Origin of the sequence: Arthrobacter sp. NPDC092385 (assembly GCF_044755105.1) — a bacterium.
Lineage (GTDB): Bacteria > Actinomycetota > Actinomycetes > Actinomycetales > Micrococcaceae > Arthrobacter_D.
The window spans coordinates 113,888-132,553 of the sequence record NZ_JBIVQL010000007.1 but is presented as its reverse complement, the minus strand read 5'-3'; the positions used below and the strand labels follow the sequence as shown (position 1 = coordinate 132,553).

At 71.3% G+C, this 18,666-nt stretch carries 16 protein-coding genes and 1 tRNA gene; 6 read left to right on the top strand and 11 right to left on the bottom strand.

The genetic code is table 11. The features are described from left to right. Positions 1-14 precede the first annotated feature (14 nt). From ACIQCY_RS10995 to ACIQCY_RS10945, 11 genes are all read right to left on the bottom strand, one after another. On the bottom strand, positions 15-1,022 hold the full coding sequence (locus ACIQCY_RS10995) for a helix-turn-helix transcriptional regulator (protein ID WP_400483928.1): 1,008 nt from the start codon (positions 1,020-1,022) through the stop codon (positions 15-17). A gap of 49 nt (positions 1,023-1,071) precedes the next feature. Continuing rightward, positions 1,072-1,656 (bottom strand): hypothetical protein, encoded by a 585-nt coding sequence (locus tag ACIQCY_RS10990; protein ID WP_400483927.1) that lies wholly within the window; start codon positions 1,654-1,656, stop codon positions 1,072-1,074. Then, positions 1,653-3,029, bottom strand: a complete 1,377-nt coding sequence (locus ACIQCY_RS10985) for a DUF58 domain-containing protein (RefSeq protein WP_400483926.1) — start codon at positions 3,027-3,029, stop codon at positions 1,653-1,655. The genes ACIQCY_RS10990 and ACIQCY_RS10985 overlap by 4 nt, the downstream gene beginning before the upstream one ends. A gap of 37 nt (positions 3,030-3,066) precedes the next feature. Next, entirely contained in the window at positions 3,067-4,065 is a 999-nt protein-coding gene (locus ACIQCY_RS10980; protein WP_400483925.1) for an AAA family ATPase, read from the bottom strand. Further along, a complete protein-coding gene (locus tag ACIQCY_RS10975; protein WP_400483924.1) occupies positions 4,062-4,589 on the bottom strand; it encodes a hypothetical protein in 528 nt (175 codons plus the stop codon). The genes ACIQCY_RS10980 and ACIQCY_RS10975 overlap by 4 nt, the downstream gene beginning before the upstream one ends. A gap of 4 nt (positions 4,590-4,593) precedes the next feature. Beyond that, a complete protein-coding gene (locus ACIQCY_RS10970; RefSeq protein WP_400483923.1) occupies positions 4,594-5,334 on the bottom strand; it encodes a DUF4129 domain-containing protein in 741 nt (246 codons plus the stop codon). A 121-nt stretch (positions 5,335-5,455) separates the two neighbouring features. After that, positions 5,456-5,528 (bottom strand) — tRNA-Arg (locus ACIQCY_RS10965). A gap of 132 nt (positions 5,529-5,660) precedes the next feature. Then, positions 5,661-6,035 carry a cupin domain-containing protein gene (locus tag ACIQCY_RS10960; protein ID WP_400483922.1) on the bottom strand — a complete coding sequence of 125 codons (375 nt, stop codon included), beginning with the start codon at positions 6,033-6,035 and terminating at the stop codon, positions 5,661-5,663. 281 nt (positions 6,036-6,316) lie between these two features. Beyond that, a complete protein-coding gene (locus tag ACIQCY_RS10955; protein ID WP_400483921.1) occupies positions 6,317-7,828 on the bottom strand; it encodes an FAD-dependent oxidoreductase in 1,512 nt (503 codons plus the stop codon). After that, entirely contained in the window at positions 7,825-8,685 is an 861-nt protein-coding gene (locus tag ACIQCY_RS10950) for an FAD:protein FMN transferase (RefSeq protein WP_400483920.1), read from the bottom strand. Before ACIQCY_RS10950 ends, ACIQCY_RS10955 begins: the two co-directional genes overlap by 4 nt. A 7-nt stretch (positions 8,686-8,692) precedes the next feature. Further along, positions 8,693-9,220, bottom strand: coding sequence for an FMN-binding protein (locus ACIQCY_RS10945; RefSeq protein ID WP_400483919.1), 528 nt, complete (start codon positions 9,218-9,220; stop codon positions 8,693-8,695). 233 nt (positions 9,221-9,453) lie between these two features. On the opposite strand from ACIQCY_RS10945, the gene argS reads away from it, so the two are divergent. The 6 genes from argS to rho all read left to right on the top strand — a co-directional run bounded on the left by argS (position 9,454) and on the right by rho (position 18,584). Further along, entirely contained in the window at positions 9,454-11,103 is a 1,650-nt protein-coding gene (gene argS, locus ACIQCY_RS10940; protein ID WP_400483918.1) for an arginine--tRNA ligase, read from the top strand. 2 nt (positions 11,104-11,105) lie between these two features. Next, complete coding sequence (gene lysA, locus ACIQCY_RS10935) at positions 11,106-12,635, top strand: diaminopimelate decarboxylase (RefSeq protein ID WP_400483917.1); 1,530 nt, start codon at positions 11,106-11,108, stop codon at positions 12,633-12,635. Beyond that, positions 12,632-13,963, top strand: a complete 1,332-nt coding sequence (locus tag ACIQCY_RS10930; protein WP_400483916.1) for a homoserine dehydrogenase — start codon at positions 12,632-12,634, stop codon at positions 13,961-13,963. Before lysA ends, ACIQCY_RS10930 begins: the two co-directional genes overlap by 4 nt. After that, complete coding sequence (gene thrC / locus ACIQCY_RS10925) at positions 13,964-15,067, top strand: threonine synthase (protein WP_400483915.1); 1,104 nt, start codon at positions 13,964-13,966, stop codon at positions 15,065-15,067. It begins immediately after the preceding gene. Between the two features lies 1 nt (position 15,068). Continuing rightward, positions 15,069-16,058 (top strand): homoserine kinase, encoded by a 990-nt coding sequence (gene thrB, locus ACIQCY_RS10920; protein ID WP_400483914.1) that lies wholly within the window; start codon positions 15,069-15,071, stop codon positions 16,056-16,058. A 372-nt stretch (positions 16,059-16,430) separates the two neighbouring features. Further along, on the top strand, positions 16,431-18,584 hold the full coding sequence (gene rho / locus ACIQCY_RS10915; protein ID WP_400483913.1) for a transcription termination factor Rho: 2,154 nt from the start codon (positions 16,431-16,433) through the stop codon (positions 18,582-18,584). Positions 18,585-18,666 lie beyond the last annotated feature (82 nt).

Here is an 18,666-nt window from a genome sequence, read left to right as displayed (position 1 = left end):
GCGCAGGCTGGTGTTCACCGAGGGCTGGGCTCCGCCGTCCCTGCTTCCGCCGTCCTGCCGTCCGGGGCTGGTCCCGCCGAACGGCGGAGGCGGTCCGCGACCACGACGGCGCGCTCGCGCATCTCCGCCGGCTCCAGGACCTCGAAGTCGATGTCCCAGCTCGCCAGGTAGGCGAGGGGGAAGTCGAGGGAGTCGAAGCCCGCCCGGAGCAGCGTGTACTCCTCCCCGTCCGCCTCGAGGGTGCCCGGGCTCGAGGGGACGCGGGACTCCAGGTCCTGCAGCGGTGCGTGGAACCGGATCACGGCGTCGTAGGAGTAGGGCGAGCGGGTGATGGATTCCTGCACGTAGGCCGCGAGGTCCGCCGCGGGCAGGGCTCGGGGCACGAACCGCTCGCGCAGCACGGGCACGCTCTGGCAGCGGTCCACCCGGAACGTCCGCCAGTCCTCCCGGGAACGGTCGAAGGCCACCAGGTACCACCGCCTGCCCGTGTCCACGAGCCGGTACGGCTCGACGACGCGCCGCGAGGACTCGCCGTCGTGGCGGTCGTACCTGAACGCGACGCAGCGACGCTCCGTGATGGCCGCGGAGAACGCCGTCAGTATCTCCGGGTTGACCGGCGTGCTCGCCGCCGCCATCCGCGTCACCGCCGAGCGCAGTCCCGAGAAACGGGGCCTCAGGCGGGGCGGCAGCACCTGCTCCAGCTTGGTGAGGGCGCGGACGGAGGCTTCACCGACTCCCGAGACGGGGCTGGCCGTGACGGCGGTGAGGCCGATGGCGACGGCGAGCGCCTCGTCGTCGTCGAGCAGGAGCGGGGGGAGCTGGGCGCCGGCGCCCAGCTGGTATCCGCCGGCGACGCCGGGGGAGGCGTTGATGGGATAGCCCAGCGTGCGCAGCTTGCCGATGTCCCGCCGCACGGTGCGCTCCGTGACCTCCATGCGCTGGGCGAGTGCGGGCCCGGTCCACTCGCGGCGCAGCTGCAGCAGCGACAGGAGTTGCAGCAGGCGTGCCGACGTCTCGATCATGGCTCTACGCTACGGCGCGTGGCGGACGAAAGCTGTCCGCATTCGGCCCTCATCCGACGGTTCCGCGGCGGGGTCCGCGGCCCGGGCGGACCCGCTTCCGGCCCGGCGTGGTGCCCGGGTGGCCGACCAGCCACAGCACCCAGCCACCGAGCGCGGCCACGCCCGCGACCACCGCGACCAGGCTCGATCCGGCGTCGTCCACGAGGAGCGCGAGCACCGCCACCGGCTGGGCCACGGCCTGGCTGCGCAGGTAGGACCGGCCTAGTTCCCGGAGCGCCGCGACGCTGATCCACCCGCGCAGGGGGAGATGCAGGAGCAGGAGGTAGAGGAGGAAGACGGCGTGGATCCCGGCGACGAACACGAGGAGCCACGGAGATCCGGCGGGCATGTTCACGGCATAGGCGACCACCAGGAGCACCAGCGACAGCGAGGCAAGGCCGATCGACGGGAGCACCGCGGCGCCCGCCGCCACCACGACGGGAAGGATGATCCACGCGGAGCCATTCCAGACGACCGCGCCCAGCAGGACGGCGGTCAGGGCGGCCGCGCCGCGCAGTACCGACAGCGGTACGAGCCCGCGCCGGTCGGGGACGGCAGGGCGGGCCCCGGGACGGGCCGGTCGTCCGGGCGTCACAGGGCACGCCCTCTCCGAGCGCCCTGCCCGCCGCGCCTGGCCGCCCGGCGGGCCAGCAGGCGGAGGCCGGCATCGAGGCCGGTCCCGACGTCCGAGCCGGGGTTCCGGTCGGGGCCCGTGCGTGCGTCGGCGCCGCGGCCGGTGGACGCGGCGGCAGGATCAGCGCCCGGTGCTGCCGTCGCGGGAACAGCGGTCGACCCGGAGAGCACCGGGATTCCCTCGCGCCGCAGCTCGTCCAGCAGCAGGCGCCGGCGCAGGAGCGTGAGCCGGACCGCCTGAGCCTGGGCCGTCGTCGACTCCGTGCGGCGCAGGGGAGGCACGCAGTCGATGCCGGCGACGAGGTGGCCCTGTGCATGCCAGAGGCGCAGGAGGCGGGCCGGCTCCGCATCCAGGAATGCGGAGAACACCACGACGACGGCGCCCGGCGGCGGCACGGGATCGCGTCGCCGTCGTCGTCGCGGTACCACGGACGTCCCCGCGAGGCGGGTGCGAATCTGCTCGAGGTGCCGGGCTCCGGCTGCGGAGCGCAGCGCCCGGCGCGTCCCTGAGAGGTCGTCGAGTGCCACGCGGTCGCCGGCGGCGAGGTAGGACGCCGCCACGGCCGTGGCGGCCGTCCGCGCGACGTGCAGGGAGCCGGGCGCGAGGCGCGGCGGCCCGGCGGCGAACCAGTCCGCCGTCGACTCCGGCAGGTCGTGTCCCTGGTCGAGGACGAGGAAGACCGAGGCCTCGGCGTCGGCGAAGGTGCGCCGCACCATCAGCCTGTCCTGGTCGGTGGAGCGCCGGGCCGTCGCCCGCCAGTCGATCCGGCGCAGTTGGTCGCCCGGCTGCAGCGGGGCGACCGCCCGCAGCTCGCCGCCCTCTCCCGGCCGCCTCGAGGCATGCGTGCCGGCGAGGCCCACGAGCCGCCGGGACACGGGCCGTGCGAGGGACGGCCCGACAGGGGGCAGGATGCTCACGCGGACGGGTTGCGCCGGTACGAAGGGTGCGGTGTCGGCGAGGTCGGCGGAGAGGACCGCGGTGCCGTAGGAGAGCACGTCGGCCTCCCCTGAGAGGGGTGCGAGGACGAGGACGGGGCACTCCTCGTCCTCGCGCAGGACGAGTGCCTCGGGCGGGCATCCCGGAGCGGCCAGCGTCGTCGCCACCAGCCGGCGAGGAGGATGCGTGCCGCTCGCCTGCGGGGCGAGCAGGAGCCGGAGGAGTCGGTTGCCGGCTTCGGCCCGCCGGTCGACGGTGATGCGCACGGCCGGGGAACCCCCGGCACGTCCACCGGTGCGGCCGGCGAGGGCGAGGAGCGCGAACGGAGCCCCGAGGGCAACGGTGTCGGGACGTCCGGAGACCAGCCCGGCCACGATGCTGACCAGGGTGAGGATCACGGCCAGCGCCCATCCGGGAGAGAGGGCCGTCGCCGGCCTAGCCACGCGGGGCGGTCGGCGGCGTCGGGACCTCGGCCAGGACGTCCCGCACCACCGTCTCGGTGGCGACGCCCTGCGCCCAGGACGACGGCGTCAGCGTGAGCCGGTGCGCGAGGACGGCGACTGCGCCCTCCTTCATGTCCTCGGGGAGGACGAAGGCGCGGCCATCGAGCACCGCGAGGGCCCGGCCCAGCAGCACGAGCGCCTGGGAGCCTCGCGGCGAGGCGCCCACCTCGACCGCCGGGTGGCCGCGGGTCCCGGCGGCCAGGCGGACGGCGTAGTCGATGACGTCGTCGTCCACACCCACCGACTCGACGGCGGCCTGCAGGCGCAGCAACCCTTCGGCGGAGGTCACACCCGCCACCCGCGTCCCGTCCTGCCGGCGCCTGATGCGCCGCGCGATGATGTCCTGCTCGCCGCCCGGGCCGGGGTAGCCGAAGCGCAGGCGGACCATGAAGCGGTCGAGCTGTGCCTCCGGCAGGGGATAGGTGCCCTCGAACTCGATCGGGTTCGAGGTCGCGAAGACGTGGAAGGGACGCTCGAGGGGCAGGGTGGCGCCCTCCACCGAGACCTGCGCCTCCGCCATCGCCTCCAGCAGGGCGGACTGCGTCTTCGGGGAGGTCCTGTTGATCTCGTCGGCGAGGAAGAGCCCCGCGAAGATCGGCCCCGGCCTGAACTCGAACTCCCGCGTGGCGGGATTGAAGATGGACGAACCGGTCACGTCCGAGGGCAGGAGGTCCGGGGTGAACTGCAGGCGGCGGAAATCGAGTCCGAGGGCCTGCGCGAGGGTCTTGGCGGCGAGGGTCTTGCCGAGGCCGGGGAGGTCCTCGAACAAGACGTGGCCGCCGGCCAGCACGGCGGCCAGGGCCAGGCGCAGCGCGCCCTCGGCACCGACGACGACGGTCCCGGTGCGGGCCAGGACCTCGGCGCCGATGCGGGCCGCCTCGGCGATGGCGGTGCCGGCGCCGAGGTCGGTGCGGGAATCCGCGGTGTTCATGGGATCTCCTGGGGAGGCGGTTGAGGGGCGGGCTGGTGTCGGCGTTCCGGCAGGATGGTGCGGGATGCCGTCGACGCGGATCCTGCAGGCCCGGGGTCTCCCCGTCCGGGCTCGAGGCGTTCGAGCTCATCCACGAAGGCTCGGATCTCGCGGTGCGAGAGCACCGCGGGGCGCGCGTCGGTGATGAAGGCATCGAGCGCCCTGCTCCGTGGAGCGTCGGGATGCGCTGCGGCCACGGCGACGGCGAGTGCGTGCACCTCGAGGACGGCGCGCGAGCCCGGCTCCGTCGAGGACAGTGAGAACTCGAGCGACTGCAGGTCGGCGAGGCCCCGTACCGGTTCCGGCAGTGCCGGCACGGCCGCGCGCGGCAGGTCGACGGCCTCGAGGAGTCCGTTGGCGACACCCGCGGCGAAGGCCGCACCGGCCAGGACGACGGCATGGCGTCCGTCGAGGCCGAAGAACCACCCTGCGCCGAGGGCGAGCCCGACCAGGACCCCCGTGATGACCCACGCCGAACGCTTCATCGCGTCACCTCCTCACCGCACGGTGGTCCAGTGCGGCGGACAGCTCACGGATCGCTGCTGCAGCCGCCTCGCGGTCGGCGGGCTCCAGCGGAAGGGGCGCGCGGCCGTGTCCCGTCCGGCCGAAGCGCGCACGCTGGTACAGGCGGTTGAGGGTCGACAGCGGTTCGGGTGGAAGGTCCAGCGCCGCGGAGACGAAGCCCGCGAATTCCGACGTCGTCTGGGCGGGAGTGCGTGGCATCCCCGCGTCGGCACAGCGCCGCTCGAAGTCGAGCCAGCACCGGATGACGGCGTCCGAGGTGGCGCTGTCCGTCCGCAGGGCCGCGCTCGCGGCTTCGGTCCAGGCCGGCAGGGCTTCCGCCACGAGCACGAGGGCACCGGGCTGCTGCAGGCCGGTCTGCTCCCTGGACCCGCCGTCGGGTTCCTGCTGCGCCCGGAACCGCAGGAGGAAGCGGACCAGGAGCGCGAGCCCGGCCATCAGCAGCACCAGCAGGGACGCGGCGGCCGTGCCGCCGTCGAGGATGATGCGCTCGCCGTCGTCGTCGAGTGATTCGGGGGTGGCCGTGGCGGTCGGAAGCGGCGCGCCCTGCTGCTCCGGCGCTGCGACGGGTGGTTCCAGCACCGGTTCGGCGGAGAACTCGCCCATGAAGCCTGCCGCGAGGACGGCGAGGACGAGCATGACCACCGTGAGGATGGTGGGCAGGACGTGCGGGCGGCGCCCCCGCTCCGGTGCGACCTTCGTCCCCACGTTTCCCCCGCCGGTAGGTGCTGGTCCCGGCCCCGGGGGCCGCGTCCTGTGGAGCCTACCAAAAGCAGAACCGCCGCCGGCCTGACGGCCGACGGCGGTTCACTCTGCGTGGATCTCTCTGTGCCCTCGATAGGATTCGAACCTACGACCTTCTGCTCCGGAGGCAGACGCTCTATCCCCTGAGCTACGAAGGCAGACACGGGAACTCCCGTGCCCGTTAGGGACTTATCGAGCTTAGCAGGTGGCGCTCCGGTGGGAAAACGCCGGCGCAGCTGTACCGGTCGACAGGTCGGAAGGACCAGAACTCCCCGCTCGCGTTGCCGGGGTCAGGCAGGTTTGGCGTACGTAGCCGCGCTCATGATCTCGTAGCCCACGAAGGTCCCGTCGCTTCCGACCCAGGCATCGTGGCCGGCGGGAATGGAATAGGCGTCACCGGCGTGGATGGTGCTGCGGGTTCCGTCGTTCATCTCCACCTCCAGGGTGCCCGCGGTGCAGACCCCCAGGTGGTTGTTCTGGCAGCTCTCCGTATGGACCACGGTCTTCACGGTCTCGGACCATCGCCAGCCGGGCTCGAAGGTGAACCTGCCCAGTGTGGTGTCGCCGAGGCTCACGACGTCCACCGCGGTCTTGGGCGGACGGCGTCTCTCATCGGGTTCGTCGAACGATTTCGATTCAAGGGCATTGACGGTAACAGCAGGCATTTCGTCCTCCTCGGTTGGTCGGTTGTAACCGTTCATCCGGAGGAAGTACCAGTTGCTCCGGGAATGAGGATTCGGCGGACCTCGGGAGAGACACCTGGCGAGGGCTGGGCCGATCACGTGCGAGCGACTCTCACAGCGTGCTCCCGGCCGAGGCGGATGTCAACGGGTGCAGGGCGTGCACGGACGATCTCCGATCTCCTGCCCGAGGAGGAGGATTCCCACCATCGGTCGGAGCGGCTCGATGGGGGTCGGCCATCATCGGGGGTGGCGTCGAAGCCGCGTCAGTAGCCCAGGAACGCGTCCGTCCGTACCCGCGGGACGCCGGCCTCGTGCACGGTTGCACGCAGGCGGCCGATGAACGCGGGGGAGCCCGAGACGAGGACCTTTCGCCGGGAAAGGTCCGGGACCGCAGTGAGCAGATCCTCGGCCGTCGGGTCCGCACCCCCGTAGGTCCAGGTGCCGGGAAGCGGCGGAAGGTCGGCGTCGGACGGCGCGAACAGCACCACGCGGGTGCCCAGCTCCGCCAGTTCCTCGCGGAACGCGATCTCCTGCCCGCTCCGCACGACATACACGAGGACGACGTCGCGCGTCTCACCGCGCGCGGCGAGGTCCCGCAGGTGGCTGATGAACGGCGTGACTCCGATCCCACCGGCGACGAGCAGCAGGGGTACGGACGGATCGCGGGGCAGGGAGAAGTCCCCTCCCACCAGGGTGCCCGTGATCCTGGCGTCCCTCGGCAGGGCGAGGAGCGCCTTCTTGAAGGAACTCCCGGAGTCCGTGGTCCGCAGCCCGAAGGTGAGGGTCCCGTGCTGCTGGGGCGCGGATGTGATGCTGAAGACCCTGCGGCTGCCCCGGCTGTCCGTCCCGGGGTGCGGCAGGCTCAGCTCCATGTACTGGCCCGCCCTGAACCGCACGGGCCTGGCCGGTTCGAAGACCAGTTCCGTGCTGGTGGGTGTCAGCTGCCGTGATCCGGCGAAGGTCAGCCGCACGCCGCGCCGCTGACCCATGAGGAAGGCCACGGCGTTGCCGATCAGGAGGGCGAATTCGGGGCCCAGGAAGACCGGCCCGATGGATACCTGGAGCGCGAGGACGACGGCGACGATCGCCGCGAAGAGCCACTGCTGCCAGCGCCGTGGCGGGAGGGTGAGCGGCTCGGTCATCATGAAGCCGAGCAGGAACAGCACGGGGTACGACGTCAGGACCAGCTGGAGGCCGGCACCGGGAGCCATGCCGCCCTGCACGAGACCGGTGAGCAGGATGCCGAGCGCCACGACGAGGAACACCGCCGCCATCGGGAGTTTCCGCGTCCGGTAGAGGATGAGGGCCGCGCCCACCGCCACGACGGGCAGCATGTAGGGGTTGGCGACCCACCAGGCCGCCGCACCGACTCCGAGCAGGGTCGCGACGACGGCGCCCGTCGCGGCGGGATTGAAGATGTGGCGCCCGCCGACGGCGAGGAGGAACTTCGAGGCGCCCGCTGCGACACCGGCCACGAGGATGCCTCCGAGCCCGGCGCCGGTACCGGACGGGAACATGATCAGGAACACGATGAGCCCGGTGATGAGCGACGAGTCGCCGTGCGGCCGCAGCCGCAGGATCAGGGCCATGAGCCGTGTGCCGATGATCGTCCCGCCGACCGCGGCCACGAGGGTGCCGCCGAGTTCTGCCGGCGTGTAGGCGAGGAGGCCCGTGAGGGACAGCACGAGCGCCTCGACGGTCAGGACGAGGAGCAGGACCAGGGTCAGCCGGTACATGGTCATGCGGCCCAGCAGGGCATCGAGTGCTGCGGTCATGAGAACAGGGCTCCTGAGAGTGGGGCGGAGAAGCGGGCGCGTCCGTCCGAGTACATCAGGACGTAGTCGAAGTCGAAGCCCCGGGCGAGCTCCGCGGGGTCGGCGACGAACAGGGCCGTGCACAGACCGTCGGCGGTCATGGCGTCCTCAGCGAGGACCCACGTCGCGACGACGGTCTCGACGCAGCGGCCCGTCCGGGCGTCGAGGACGTGGTGCAGGCCGTCGCCCCAGACGCGGCGGTTGGAAGCGGAGGCGCACAGCGCCCCGGAACCCAGGCGGACCGTCCCGATGGCGGACGAGGCGTCGTAGGGATGCTCGAGGGCGACGGTGATCGCACCGGTCCCGGCCCGCCTCATGTCACCGCTCGCATCCACGACGACGTCCTCGTGGCCCGCGGCCAGGAGATACTCCAGCAGGAGATCGACGAGTTGGCCCTTGCCGGCCGCACCCACATCCAGGAGAGCCGGCTCGCGTAGCGTGAGGCCTCCCGCCGACCAGTCCAGGACGTCGTCCCAGGCGCGGGCGGGAGTGGGCGGCGCCGTCGGGACGAAGGAGTACGAGGCGTCGTAGCCCTGCGCGGCCAGCCGTTCACCGACCAGGGGAGAGACGGCGCCGTCGGTGAGGTCGTGGAGCCTGCGCAGGAGGCGCCCGAGTTCGGCCCCGTGCGGCGGGAGCGCGAGCGCACCCCCGGACGCCGCGAGCGCCGTGACGCCCGAATCGCTGCGGAAACGCGAGTAGAGGACGTCGTACTCCTCGGCGATGCGCAGCAGCCCGCGGCGCTGCTCGGACACCAGGGGTGAGGCGCTGTCCACGCGCCAGCCGGTGCCGATCGCCTCGAAGCCGAAGGTGTCCGCCACGCCGGTCCTAGAGCTGGGCTTCGCTCTTGATCCTGTCGGTCGCCTCGTTGAAGCCGCCGCTGGTCAGGGAGGAGCCGGCGACCTTGTCGACGGCGAGATCGTCGAGCTTCCTGCCGACGATCGCATCGGAGATGCCCCCGGCGAAGCGCTCCTGGTACATCGTGGTGGTCGGATTGTCCGGCATCGGCTCCACCTCGACGGCGGTGACGACGTCGGCTTCCAGGGTGAGCGTCACGCCCACCTCCTCGGGGCCGGCGGGGGACTGGTAGGAGCCGGTCTGCGTGTAGGTGCCGTCCTCGTACGCCTGGTCCGCAGTGGCCGCCGCCGTCGCTTCCGGAGCGGCCGCCGTCGTCTCCTGCGCGGGGCTCTCCGCCGCCTGCTCCGCCGCGGGCGATGTGGCCTCCGCACCGGCGCAGCCTGCCGCACCGAGGATCGAGACGGCGGCGAGCGCCGTCAGGACCCGCTTGTGCAGGGGGAAGCCGGCGCTGCCGGCCGTCTCGTTCGGGACGATGGGGGTGGGGCCTGTGCTGGTCACTGGTTGCTCCTGGTGCGTCGCCGGGATGGGACCGCGCGGAGGGCTCCGCGCCGAAGGATCGGTTGAACCTCAAACTAACGTGTCCGAGCCGGTCACCGTTCCTCTCCGTGATTCTTTTCTCCGGGCGTCCCGGACTGTCGCGATGCGTGTCCGCTGCGTGGCGCCCGGAACCACGGACTTGAGCCGCGTCACGAAGATCGGGCTGCCCGGGGGCGCGCCGCTATGCTTGACGGGTGACTCCCGAAGAACTCTCTGCCGCTATTTCCGCATGCCTGAAGGCCGCCGTCGAGGCCGGTGACCTCAGCGTCGACCTTCGGTCGGAGGTGCGTGTCGAGCGACCGAAGAACCGGGAGCACGGCGACTGGGCCACGAACATCGCCCTGCAGCTCGGCAAGAAGGCGGGCATGAACCCGCGGGAGTTCGCCCAGCTGCTCAGCGATCGCCTCGCCGGGATCGACGGGGTCAAGAGCGTCGACATCGCCGGCCCGGGCTTCCTCAACATCACGCTCGACGCCGGAGCGGCGGGCGAACTCGCCCGCACCATCGTCGAGGCCGGACCGGCCTATGGCCGGAACGACGCGCTCGCGGGCCAGAAGATCAATCTCGAATTCGTCTCGGCGAACCCCACGGGTCCCATCCACATCGGCGGAACCCGCTGGGCCGCCGTGGGAGACGCACTGGCGCGCGTGCTCCAGTCCCAGGGCGCGTCGGTCGTGCGGGAGTACTACTTCAACGACCACGGCGCGCAGATCGAACGGTTTGCGCACTCGCTGTACGCGAGTGCATCCGGTAGGCCCGCCCCTGACGACGGCTACGGCGGCCAGTACATCGAGGACATCGCGCAGCGCGTGGTGGCCGCGGAGCCGGACATCCTGTCCCTCGGAGAGGCCGATGCCGTCGAGCGCTTCCGCGCGGTCGGCGTCGACTTCATGTTCACCGACATCAAGAAATCCCTGCACGACTTCGGAGTGGACTTCGATGTCTACTTCCATGAACACTCGCTGTTCGAGAACGACTTCGTCGGGGGCCTCCTCGAGCAGCTGAAGGGCTCAGGCAACCTCTTCTACGAGGATGGTGCCTGGTGGCTGAAGTCGACCGACTTCGGCGACGACCGCGACCGCGTGGTCATCAAGTCCGATGGAGCGCCTGCCTATATCGCGGGCGACATCGGCTACTTCGTCAACAAGCGCAGGCGTGGTTTCGACCTCAACATCATCATGCTGGGCGCCGACCATCACGGATACGTGGCACGCCTGAAAGCGGCTGCCGCGGCCCTCGGCGACGACCCCGACACCGTCGAGGTCCTCATCGGCCAGATGGTGAACCTCGTGCAGAACGGTGCGCCCGTCCGCATGTCGAAGCGTGCAGGCACGGTCGTGACCCTCGAGGATCTCGTGGATGCCGTGGGGGTGGATGCCGCGCGGTACACCCTGGCGCGCTTCTCCGCCGATTCGAACATCGACATCGACCTCGACCTGCTCACGCGCCGCACCAACGAGAACCCGGTGTTCTACGTGCAGTACGCGCACGCCCGCACGCACGCCGTCGCCCGCAATGCCGTGTCCGCCGGAGTGGACACCAGCACGTTCGACGCCACGGCGCTGGGCCACCCCACCGAGGGTGAACTGCTGGCCGCCCTCGGGCAGTTCCCCGGCGTCGTCGCGCAGTCCGCGACCTTCCGCGAGCCGCACCGCGTGGCCCGCCACCTCGAGGTGATCGCGGGGACGTACCACCGCTGGTACGACGCCTGCCGGGTCGCGCCGCTGGGCGACGCGCCGGTCGAGGACGTCCACCGTTCGCGCCTGTGGCTGAACAACGCCACGCAGCAGGTCCTGGCGAACGGACTCGACCTCCTCGGCGTCTCCGCGCCGGAGAGGATGTAGCTGTGGCAGCCGAAGCATCGCCGCTCGCCCCCGACTGGCTGTCCGTCCCCGCTGACCAGGAGCGGCTCGACGCCAAGCTCTGGGCCGAGGACGTGGACCGCGGGGCGGACGGCGTCCTGCAGATCGACGGCGTCTCCGTCCGCGACCTCGCGGAGCAGTACGGCACGCCGCTCTTCGTCATGTCCGAGCGCGATTTCCGGGCCCGCGCCGCGACCTTCCGCACTGCCTTCGACGAGGCTTTCCGCGACCTGTGCGGGGGAGTGGACGTGTTCTACGCGGGCAAGTCCTTCCTCTGCACCGAGGTGGCGCACTGGGTGCGCGAGGAGGGCCTCGGGCTCGACACCTGCTCCGGCGGGGAGCTCGCCGTCGCCCTCCGCGCGGGGATGCCGGGGCACCGGCTCGGGCTTCACGGGAACAACAAGTCGGCCGCCGAGATCACGCGGGCCATCGACGCCGGCCTCGGCCGGATCGTCGTCGACAGCCTGCAGGAGGTCACACTCGTCGGCGACCTGGCCGTGCAACGCGGCAGCACGGCCAACGTCATGATCCGCCTCACCCCGGGCGTCCACGCGCACACGCACGAGTTCATCGCCACGGCCCACGAGGACCAGAAGTTCGGGCTGTCGCTCACCACCGACCAGGGTCCGGGCCAGGACGACGGGCACGACGACGGCGCCAGCTCGCCCGCCGCCCGCGCGGTCTCCGACGCCCTCGCGCACCCGGGCATCAACCTCCTCGGCGTGCACTGCCACATCGGGTCGCAGATCTTCGAGCCCGAGGGCTTCGAACTGGCGGCGCAGCGGCTGCTCGGTTTCCTCGCCGGGGTCCGCGACCGGCACGGCGTCGAACTGCCCGAGCTCGATCTCGGCGGCGGCTACGGCATCGCCTACACGGAGGCGGACGAGCCACGACCGGCGGCGGAGATCGCGCGTGCGATGGCCGCCGTCGTCGGTTCGACCTGCCGGGAGCTCGGGCTGCGGGTACCGCGGATCTCGATCGAGCCCGGTCGGGCGATCGTCGGTCCCACCACCTTCACGCTCTACACCGCCGGCACCACGAAGACCGTCCGGGTGGACGCGTCCGCCAACGGTTCGGAGGTGGTGCAGGACACGTCCGTTACGCACCCGCGACGCTATGTGTCGGTGGACGGCGGCATGAGCGACAACGCCCGCCCGGTGCTCTACGGCGCGGATTACTCGGCCGTCCTGGCGTCCCGGACGCCCGAGGCCGACCCGGTGCTCTCCCGCGTGGTTGGAAAACACTGCGAGAGCGGTGACATTGTGGTGAGGGACGTCTACCTCCCCGAGGACACCGGAGCCGGTGACCTCCTCGCCGTTCCGGGCACCGGCGCGTACTGCTGGGTGCTCTCGAGCAACTACAACTACCTGACGCGCCCGCCCGTCGTGGCGGTGGCCGACGGCGCCGCACGGCTCATCGTGCGCGGCGAGACCGAGGAGGACCTGTTCCGCAGGGACGTCCAGCGCGAACCCGCACTGCCCGCCACGGAACCAGGAGCTCCACGGAACGCATGAACTCACCAGCAACGACCCCAGGAAAGCCCCTGCGCGTAGCCCTGCTCGGCTGCGGCAACGTCGGCGCCCAGGTGGCCCGCATCCTCCTCGAGGACGCGGAGAACCTCGGACGCCGTGCCGGAGCACCGCTCGAACTGATCGGCGTCGCCGTCCGTACCCTCGACGCCCGGCGCGACGTCGAGCTCCCGGCCGGCCTCCTGACGCTCGACGCCGAGTCCCTCGTGGAGGATGCGGACATCGTCATCGAGCTCATGGGCGGCATCGAACCCGCCAAGTCCCTGATCCTGCGCGCCATCGAGCACGGAGCCACCGTGGTCAGCGGCAACAAGGCGCTCCTGGCACAGGACGGCCCCGAACTGTACGAGCAGGCCGACGCCGCGGGCGTCCAGCTGTCCTACGAGGCCGCCGTCGCCGGAGCCATCCCGATCCTCCGGCCCATCCGGGACAGCCTCTCGGGGGACCGCATCACGCGCGTCCTCGGGATCGTCAACGGGACCACCAACTACATCCTCGACCAGATGGACTCCACGGGAGCCTCCTTCGCGGACGCCCTGAAGGCCGCGCAGGACCTCGGCTACGCGGAGGCGGACCCCACGGCCGACGTCGAGGGCCACGACGCCGCCGCGAAGGCGGCGATCCTCGCCTCCCTGTCCTTCCACACGCGCTTCGCCCTCGAGAACGTCCACTGCGAGGGCATCACCGCCGTCACCGCGGACGACATCGCGGCCGCGGCCGAGGACGGCTACGTCATCAAGCTGCTGGCCATCGCCGAGATGCTCACCGACGAGGCCGGCGCCGCGGGGGTCGGCGTCCGCGTCCACCCGACGCTGCTGCCGCGCTCGCACCCGCTCGCCGCCGTCCACGGCGCGTTCAACGCCGTGTTCATCGAAGCGGAGAACGCCGGCGAGCTGATGTTCTACGGGCAGGGCGCCGGCGGCACGCCGACCGCCTCGGCCGTGCTCGGCGACGTCGTCAGCGCCGCGCGCCGCATGGTGCTCGGCGGCCCGGGCCGCACGGAGACCACCACCGGGCACGTCCCGCCGCTCAGCATCGACACCGTCCGCACGAGCTACTGCATCGGCCTGCAGGTCGCGGACCAGCCCGGCGTGCTGGCGCGCATCGCGCAGATCTTCGCCGAGAACGGCGTCTCCATCGAGACGATGCGCCAGCGCATCCACCAGGGCGGGCCCGACGGCGGCACCACCGCCGAACTGCGCATCGTCACCCACCGGGCGCCCGAGGCGTCCCTCGCGGCGACCGTCAAGCAGGTCGCCGCGCTCGATGTCATCACCGCCGTCTCATCCGTGCTCCGAGTAGAGGGAATCTAAGTGGCCCACCAGTGGCGCGGAGTCATCCGCGAATATGCCGAACGCCTGCCAGTCACGGACGCCACCGAGGTCATCACCCTCGGTGAGGGCGGAACGCCCCTCGTCCACGCCCGGCACCTGTCCGAGCTGACGGGCTCCGCCGTCTACCTCAAGGTCGAGGGCATGAACCCCACCGGGTCCTTCAAGGACCGCGGCATGACCATGGCGATGACCGCCGCCGTCGCCGCCGGGGCAAAGGCCGTGGTGTGCGCGTCGACGGGCAACACCTCGGCGTCCGCCGCCGCCTATGCCACCCAGGCAGGCATCACCTGCGCCGTGCTCGTCCCGGACGGCAAGATCTCCATGGGCAAGCTCAGCCAGGCCATCGCCCACGGTGCCCAGCTGCTGCAGGTCAACGGGAACTTCGACAACTGCCTCGACGTCGCACGGAAGCTCGCCGAGGCCTACCCGGTGTTCCTCGTGAACTCCGTGAACCCCGCGCGCCTCGAAGGCCAGAAGACGGCCGCGTTCGAGGTCGTGGACACCCTCGGCGATGCACCGGACTACCACCTGATGCCCGTCGGGAACGCAGGCAACATCAGCGCGTACTGGAAGGGCTACAAGGAGTACGCGGCGCCCTATGCCTCGATGCACCACGGCGAGCTCCCCGCCGTCGCCACGCGGACCCCGATCATGTGGGGTTTCCAGGCCGAGGGCGCGTCCCCACTCGTCAAGGGCCACCCGATCACCGAGCCGGACACCATCGCGACCGCGATCCGCATCGGCAACCCGGCGTCCTGGGACTTCGCGGTCGCCGCGCGCGACGAGTCCGACGGGCTCATCGAGGCCGTGACCGACGAGGAGATCCTCGAAGCCCACCGCTGGTTGTCCTCGCGCGAGGGCGTCTTCGTGGAGCCCGCGTCCGCCGCGGGTGTCGCGGGCCTCATCAAGAAGCACGCGGAGGGACTCGTCCCGAGCGGCAAGACCATCGTCATCACGGTCACGGGCCACGGCCTGAAGGACCCGCAGTGGGCGCTGCGCACGGCGGACGGCGCCGACGTCGAGCCCACCAAGGTGGAGTTCGACGTCGTGAGCGTCGCCGCGGCGCTCGGGCTCGAAGACTGACATGGCAGGGCTGCACGCCGCACCGGCGCCGTCGGAGGTCCTCGACCTCCCGATCGTCGATGCCGGGCAGGACATCGTCGTCAGGGTCCCCGCCACGAGCGCGAACCTCGGGCCCGGCTTCGACACGCTGGGACTCGCGCTGACGCTGCACGACACCGTGCGGGTCCGCACGACGGCGTCCGGTGCGACCACCGTGCGCGCCACCGGCGAGGGCGCCGACGCGCTGCCGGACGACGAGCGCCACCTGATCGCCCGATCGCTGATCAGCACCCTGCACCGGGCGGGCCACCGCGCCCCCGGGCTCGAGCTCGACACCACGAACGTGATCCCGCACGGCAGGGGCATGGGGTCCTCGGCGTCGGCGATCGTCGCCGGTGTCCTCGCCGGCAACGCGCTGCTGCCCGTCGGCGAACGGCTGGACGCCGCGCAGGTGCTGCAGTGGGCGGCGTCGATCGAAGGCCACCCGGACAACGTCGCGCCCGCCCTGATGGGGTCGCTGGCCATCTCCTGGGAGAGCGGCAGGGCGTTCCACAGCACGCGCGTCGAGGTGCACCCGGACGTCGTGCCGGTGCTCGCGGTCCCGGACCTCGCGCTGTCCACCGAGAGCGCCCGCGCACTCCTGCCACCGTCGGTGGCCCACCGGACCGCGGCCGCCAACGCCGGACGTGCCGCACTCCTGGTGCACGCACTGGGCACTGATCCGTCGCTGCTCTTTCCCGCCACCCAGGACGCGCTGCACCAGGACTACCGCGCGCAGGCCATGCTGCCCAGCGCCACGCTCATGCGCGGCCTGCGGTCGGCGGGGTTCGCCAGCACCGTCTCCGGAGCAGGCCCGAGTGTCCTCACCCTCGCCGTCGGCGAGGACGGGGCCCGCGCCGCCGAGGACGCCGTGCAGGAACTGCTCGAACAGGGCGACACGCCGGGGATGTGGCGGATTCTCCGGCTGGCAGTAGAGCGGGAAGGTGCTAAAGTGGGAGTGCACCAAGGGTAGTAATCGATCTGTTGCATGCAGTGCCACGACCGAAGCTACTGTGTCTTCATCAGACTCCGTGTCCTTCACCAGGCGCTGTGTCCGTCAGCAGGCACGGTGCGCTTCTGTTGAGCAGGCCGTCCTCTTCTCTAGACCGCCGCGAAACTGCAGGTTCCATCAGCAGTAGCACATCCTCCGGTGTAGCCTCCGACCTTATCGATGTGCGTGCGGACTTCTCCTCCCGCACATCGACATCCTCAGGCTCCCAGCACACCCAGCCGGCGCCGGATCGACTCCGGTACGGCTGAACCCCGCCTGCTTCATATGCGGCACGGGGCAAACCACCGCGGACCACTGATCAGGTGGCCGCCCGACGAGGGGGAAGGATCCTTCGTGACTGAAACCACTGACCTGTTACCAGGTGTGGCCACCCAAGACGCTGCAGCAGCCGGCGCAACAACTTCCAAGAGCAGCGGCCTCGCCGGCCTGAAGCTCGCCCAGCTCCAGGCCCTTGCCGGCCAGCTCGGGATCACCGGCGGATCGAGGATGCGCAAGAGCGACCTCGTGTCCGCGATCTCCGACCACCAGCGCGGTTCCGCCGTCGCCGACCGCCAGAAGACCCCCACCGTCCGCAGCGAGCGCAGCGCGGACGCAGAGCGTCCCGCCGTCGCCGACGCCCCGGCCGAAGCCGAGCGGGTCCAGGACGAGCAGTCGGCCCCCGCCGAGCGCCAGCCGCGCACCCGTAACCGCAACAGGCGTGCGGGCAGCGACGGGGTCGTCTCGACGCCCGCCTCCGACGCGGCGACCGTCACGAGCGAGCGGGTGGAGGCTCCCGTACGTGACGCCGTCGAGGACACCCAGTCCGGCGAGCAGCAGGACCGCGGTGACCGCGAGAACGGTGGCCGCAACCAGCGCAACCGCCGCAACCGCCGTGGCGAGGACCGTTCCGACCTGCCGGGCCAGAACGACCAAAACGGTTCGCAGGCCGAGACGCAGGGCAGCGCCCAGGGTGACGCGCAGAACGACTCCCAGGCCGACGTCCAGTCCGGCCAGCAGCAGGGCGAGGGCCGTGGCGACCGCAACGAGCGCCGCACCCGCTCGCGCAACGGTCGCGACGAGGACCGCTCGGGCAGCAACGGCTCCAATGGCTCGAACGGTGACGGCCAGGGCGACAACGGCCGCAACGGCAGCGAGCGCAGCGACAACCGCGGCAACGGCTCCAACGTAGCGGACGACGACGGCCGCGGGCGCAACCGCCGCAATCGTGCGAACCGCACCGGCGGCACGGTCGCCGAGGACCGCAACAGCCGGTTCCGCGACCGCAACGAGCGCAACGACCGCCGCCGCGGACGCAACCAGAACCCCGAGGTCGACGACGTCGAGGTCACCGAGGACGACGTCCTGCTGCCCGTAGCGGGCATCCTCGACGTCCTCGAGAACTACGCCTTCGTACGCACCTCCGGCTACCTGCCGGGCCCGAACGACGTCTACGTGTCGCTCGCCCAGGTGAAGAAGCACAACCTGCGCAAGGGCGACGCCGTCGTCGGTGCCATCCGCGCACCCCGCGAGGGCGAGACCCAGGCCAGCGCGCGCCAGAAGTTCAACGCACTGGTCCGCGTCACCTCGGTGAACGGCAAGCCCGCCGAGGACCTGAAGGACCGCGTCGAGTTCGCGAAGCTCGTGCCGCTCTACCCCTCGGACCGCCTGCGCCTCGAGACGGACCCGAAGAAGATCGGCCCCCGCGTGATCGACCTCGTGGCGCCGATCGGCAAGGGCCAGCGCGGCCTGATCGTCTCGCCGCCGAAGGCCGGCAAGACGCTCATCCTGCAGGCGATCGCGAACGCCATCACGATCAACAATCCTGAGGTCCACCTCATGATGGTCCTGGTCGACGAGCGTCCCGAAGAAGTCACGGACATGCAGCGCACGGTCAAGGGCGAGGTCATCGCCTCCACCTTCGACCGCCCCGCGGACGACCACACCACGGTCGCCGAGCTCTCCATCGAGCGCGCCAAGCGCCTCGTGGAGATGGGTATGGACGTCGTCGTGCTCCTCGACTCCATGACGCGCCTCGGACGTGCCTACAACCTGGCCGCTCCGGCGTCGGGCCGTATCCTCTCCGGTGGTGTCGACTCGGCCGCCCTGTACCCGCCGAAGCGCTTCTTCGGTGCGGCACGCAACATCGAGAACGGCGGCTCGCTCACCATCCTCGCCACCGCGCTCGTCGAGACCGGCTCCAAGATGGACGAGGTCATCTTCGAGGAGTTCAAGGGCACCGGCAACATGGAGCTCCGCCTCTCGCGCAACCTGGCCGACAAGCGCATCTTCCCGGCCGTCGACGTCAACGCCTCCGGCACGCGGCGCGAGGAGAACCTCCTCTCGCCGGACGAGGTCAAGATCATGTGGAAGCTGCGCCGCGTGCTGTCGGGTCTGGAGACCCAGCAGGCACTCGAGCTGCTCACCAACAAGATCCGGGAGACGCAGTCCAACGTCGAGTTCCTGATGCAGGTCCAGAAGACCACGCTGGGCTCCAAGGACTCCGACTAGCACCCAGAACCGCCCGGAACGCGGCCACGACTCACCCAGGGTGGGCCGTGGCCGTGTTCCCGGGCGGTTCGTCGGTTAACCG

What these genes read in the sequence shown, in the direction of transcription:
- ACIQCY_RS10960 (WP_400483922.1), bottom strand. Translation starts at nt 6,035, where the DNA reads ATGCCTGCTGTTACCGTCAATGCCCTTGAATCGAAATCGTTCGACGAA.
- thrB (WP_400483914.1), top strand. Translation starts at nt 15,069, where the DNA reads ATGGCAGGGCTGCACGCCGCACCGGCGCCGTCGGAGGTCCTCGACCTC.
- ACIQCY_RS10975 (WP_400483924.1), bottom strand. Translation starts at nt 4,589, where the DNA reads ATGAAGCGTTCGGCGTGGGTCATCACGGGGGTCCTGGTCGGGCTCGCC.
- ACIQCY_RS10930 (WP_400483916.1), top strand. Translation starts at nt 12,632, where the DNA reads ATGAACTCACCAGCAACGACCCCAGGAAAGCCCCTGCGCGTAGCCCTG.
- ACIQCY_RS10955 (WP_400483921.1), bottom strand. Translation starts at nt 7,828, where the DNA reads ATGACCGCAGCACTCGATGCCCTGCTGGGCCGCATGACCATGTACCGG.
- ACIQCY_RS10980 (WP_400483925.1), bottom strand. Translation starts at nt 4,065, where the DNA reads ATGAACACCGCGGATTCCCGCACCGACCTCGGCGCCGGCACCGCCATC.
- ACIQCY_RS10995 (WP_400483928.1), bottom strand. Translation starts at nt 1,022, where the DNA reads ATGATCGAGACGTCGGCACGCCTGCTGCAACTCCTGTCGCTGCTGCAG.